Raw genomic sequence first — 3,905 nt, 5'->3', positions numbered from 1 at the left:
TTTTTCTCGCCAGAAGAATTTGCTAAAGGTTTAGTCGCCTACAAACAGGAGCGCTAGTTGTTCGGAAATCTCTCTGACAGACTCTCAGATACCTTCAAAAACCTTCGCGGTAAGGGAAGGTTGTCGGCTGCCGACATCGATGGCACACTCCGCGACATTCGTCGAGCACTCCTCGATGCAGACGTATCCCTTGAGGTTGTAAAAGACTTCACCGGCAAGATTCGCGAGCGTGCCCTGGGCGATGAGGTATCTAAAGCCCTAAACCCAGCTCAGCAGGTTGTCCAGATCGTCAATGACGAGCTCAAGGCCATCTTGGGCGGCGAAGCAAGAAAGCTTTCATTCTCCAAGAACCCACCAACCGTGATCATGCTGGCAGGTCTGCAGGGTTCGGGTAAGACCACTCTGGCTGGAAAGTTAGCTAAGTGGTTGAAGGAGCAAAACCACACGCCTTTGTTGGTGGCAGCCGACCTGCAGCGTCCAAATGCTGTTACTCAGCTGCAGGTATTGGGGGAGAAGGTTGGAGTTCCAGTCTTTGCTCCTGAGGCGGGCAATGGCGTTGGTAACCCGGTAAAGGTTTCCAAGGACGCAATTGCCTTTGCGAAGAAGTCCCAGTACTCGGTTGTGATCGTTGACACCGCAGGTCGCCTGGGTGTGGATGAAGAGATGATGCAGCAGGCCAGGGACATCCGCAATGCGGTTGAACCTGATGAGATCTTGTTCGTCGTTGACTCGATGCTCGGTCAAGATGCCGTAAACGTTGCCAAGGCCTTCCACGAGGGTGTTGGCGTCTCGGGTGTGGTTCTAACCAAGCTAGATGGAGACTCCCGCGGTGGTGCTGCCTTGTCGGTGGCAACCATTACCGGTGCGCCAATTCTGTTTAGCTCCACCGGTGAGGGTCTTGATGCCTTCGAGCCGTTCTATCCAGACCGCATGGCTAGCCGCATTTTGGACATGGGCGACATTGTCAGCCTTATCGAAAAGGCGCAGCAGAATTTCGATGAAGAAGAGTCAAAGCGCTTGGCCGAGAAGATGGCCAAGGATCAGTTCACCCTGCAGGACTTCTTGGAGCAGATGCAACAGATCAAGAAGATGGGCAACATGAAGAGCCTTTTGGGCATGCTTCCGGGTGTTGGTCAGATGAAGAAGCAGCTTGAGGAATTTGACGAGAAGGAGATCACTCGCACCGAGGCGATCATCTACTCGATGACTCCGCTTGAGCGAACTCAACCCAAGGTGCTAAACGGCGCTCGCAGAATGCGTATTGCCCGAGGCTCTGGAACCTCGGTTACCGAGGTGAACCAGCTGATTGCCCGTTTTGAGCAGGCAGCCAAGATGATGAAGACCGTTGCCAAAGGTGGCATGCCAAATATTCCTGGAACCAATCCTGCCCTTATGGGTGGCGGCGGTTTCTCGGCCGGCAAAAAGAAAACAGACAAGAAGAACAAGGGATCCAAGAGCGGAAACCCCGCCAAGCGAGCTGCCGAGAACTCTGGTTTGGAGTTCGGATCCGAGAAATCTTCCGGCTCGGGAAGCGCATTTGGGCTTTAGAGCTAGCTAATCGCCAGATTTTCTGGCAGACTATCCGAGTTCGAAAAGTCTCGACCCTCTATCCAGACTTATTTGAAACCATTTGAGACCTGACGAGTGTGCCCCCACGCTCACGGCAGAATCTCGCCAAAGACACCTATAACAGGAGCATTGTGGCTGTAAAGATCCGCCTTAAGCGCATTGGCAAGACGCGCACCCCGCACTACCGCATCGTGGTAGCCGACTCTCGCACACACCGCGACGGTCGTGTAATTGAAGAAATCGGTCGTTACGTTCCGACCAATGACCCATCGATCATCGAGGTCAACTCAGAGCGTGCCCAGTATTGGCTATCAGTTGGCGCTCAGCCAACCGAGCAGGCTGCTGTGCTACTAAAGCTAACCGGTGACCTAGCTAACGCCAACGGTGAGAAGAAGAACACCGTAAAGCCTCAGAAGGTCAAGGAAGCATTCGTTATTGACGCTGCGAAGAAGTCAGTTGTTCTTCCAAAGGTCGAGAAGAAGGCTCCAGTTGTTGAAGAAGCTCCTGCAGCTCAGGCAGCCGTTGAGGCTCCTGCTTCTGAAGAAGCAGCAGTTGAGGCAGTAGCAGAAGTTGAGACCGTAGAGGCTCCGACCGAGGCAGTAGCAGAGGTTGAGACCGTAGAGGCTCCAGCCGAAGCAGAAGCAGTAGCTGAAGAAGTTGTTGCCGAGGCACCAGCTGAAGAAGTAGTTGCCGAAGAGGCACCTGCTGCTGAAGCAGAAGAGCCAAAGGCAGAGTAGTTCAAATGTTGCAAGCAAGCCTCCAGCACATCGTTCGCGCCATCGTGGATAACCCAGATGACGCAACCGTTGCCTCCAGAAATGGTGGCAAGGGTGATTTGCTGGAGGTGCGCGTGCACCCAGACGACCTAGGTCGTGTGATCGGCAAGAGCGGCCGCACCGCAACAGCTCTAAGAACCGTCGTCAACGCCCTTGCGGATGGCAAGCGCGTCCGAGTTGACGTGGTGGATACAGATTTCTAGTAGCACCAAGCTCCGAGTTGGCAGGTTTCTAAAAGCCCACGGCCTCAAGGGAGCAATCAAGTTAGAGCTCTACACCGATAGCCCAAATGAACGTTTTGTTCCTGGCGCGGTATTGGAACTTCAAGTTCCCGAAGAATCCCCTTGGTTCGGCAAGTCCGTAACCGTCTCTGAACTCAAGTGGTTCAACAGCTCCCCAGTTCTTTTTCTCAAAGATGTCGCCGACCGCACCCAGGCCGAGAGCCTAATCAAGGCAATTTTGCTGGTTGAGCAGCCGCTCGATGTTTCCCCTCAAGAGCCAGATGCTTGGTATGACCACCAGCTAGCTGGACTTAAGGTGAGGCGAGATGGTGCTGAGATCGGCACCTTGTTGCGCGTTGAGCACATGCCAGCGCAGGACCTATTGGTCATCAAGACCGAAGAGGCCGAGGTATTGCTTCCGTTTGTGAAGGCGTTTGTCCCAAAGGTCGACATTGATGCTGGTGTAATTGAGATAACCCCACCGGGCGGCCTTTTTGAGCAGATCGAGGAAGCTGATGCGAATTGATGCAGTTTCAATCTTCCCTGACTACTTCAGCGTTCTAGAACTTTCTCTTCTGGGCAAAGCCCAAAAGCAGGGGCTAATTAGCTTTCAAGCACACGATCTTCGCAGCTGGACCCACGATATCCACAAGACCGTAGACGATTCTCCTTACGGCGGTGGCGCTGGCATGGTCATGAAGCCTGAGCCTTGGGGCGAAGCGTTCGATGACCTAATTGCAGATACTCGACCAACCATTATTTTCACGACCCCTGCCGGTCGACCTTTCAACCAAGCGCTTGCCAAAGAGCTCTCCGAGAAAGAGCACATTGTTTTTGCCTGTGGTCGCTACGAGGGCATCGACCAGCGCGTTGTCGAGCATGCCAAGACTCGTGCTGACGTGCTTGAGGTGTCTTTGGGTGACTATGTTCTGAACGGTGGCGAGGTTGCAGCCCTAGCCATGATTGAGGCGATTACCCGCCTGATTCCTGGCTTTATGGGCAATGCCGAGTCAATTGTCGAAGAATCCCACTCCGATGGCCTATTGGAGTACCCGAGTTATACCAAGCCACAGGTCTGGCGCGAACTTGAGGTGCCGGATATCTTGCTTTCTGGTCACCATGCAGAGATAGCCAAGTGGCGAAAGGCTCAGTCGGTCGAGCGCACCAAAGCCGTAAGGCCCGATCTACTAGCCGAATAGTTGCCATTGCCGCTTTGATGTGGCAAGATTGGGACTTGTGTCCGGCCGTCTCTGCCGCAGGGGAGCATAGGACTCAAGCAAAGTAACTACTAGCCGTTTTGACCTGCGCGCAAAAGGAAAGATAAGAAAATGCACATTCT

The 3,905-nt window shown here is 53.6% G+C and carries 4 protein-coding genes and 1 pseudogene; all 5 read left to right on the top strand.

The genetic code is table 11. The features are described 5' to 3' along the window. Positions 1 to 57: 57 nt before the first annotated feature. The 5 genes and pseudogenes from ffh to trmD all read left to right on the top strand — a co-directional run bounded on the left by ffh (position 58) and on the right by trmD (position 3,765). Complete coding sequence (ffh, locus tag AC128V_RS06725) at positions 58 to 1,548, top strand: signal recognition particle protein (RefSeq protein ID WP_482763903.1); 1,491 nt, start codon at positions 58 to 60, stop codon at positions 1,546 to 1,548. Between the two features lie 152 nt (positions 1,549 to 1,700). Next, a pseudogene (gene rpsP, locus AC128V_RS06720) lies at positions 1,701 to 2,183 on the top strand (30S ribosomal protein S16); the annotation flags it as partial. 128 nt (positions 2,184 to 2,311) lie between these two features. Then, the gene (locus AC128V_RS06715; RefSeq protein WP_482763902.1) at positions 2,312 to 2,548 is read left to right on the top strand and encodes an RNA-binding protein; all 237 of its coding nucleotides are present in this window, start codon (positions 2,312 to 2,314) and stop codon (positions 2,546 to 2,548) included. Beyond that, entirely contained in the window at positions 2,523 to 3,092 is a 570-nt protein-coding gene (gene rimM / locus AC128V_RS06710) for a ribosome maturation factor RimM (protein ID WP_482763901.1), read from the top strand. The genes AC128V_RS06715 and rimM overlap by 26 nt, the downstream gene beginning before the upstream one ends. Next, positions 3,082 to 3,765, top strand: coding sequence for a tRNA (guanosine(37)-N1)-methyltransferase TrmD (trmD, locus tag AC128V_RS06705; protein WP_482763900.1), 684 nt, complete (start codon positions 3,082 to 3,084; stop codon positions 3,763 to 3,765). The genes rimM and trmD overlap by 11 nt, the downstream gene beginning before the upstream one ends. Positions 3,766 to 3,905 lie beyond the last annotated feature (140 nt).

Source organism: Aquiluna sp., assembly GCF_965064355.1.
Note: the sequence above shows the minus strand (reverse complement) of the source record. Positions and strands in the feature narration are given on the sequence as shown.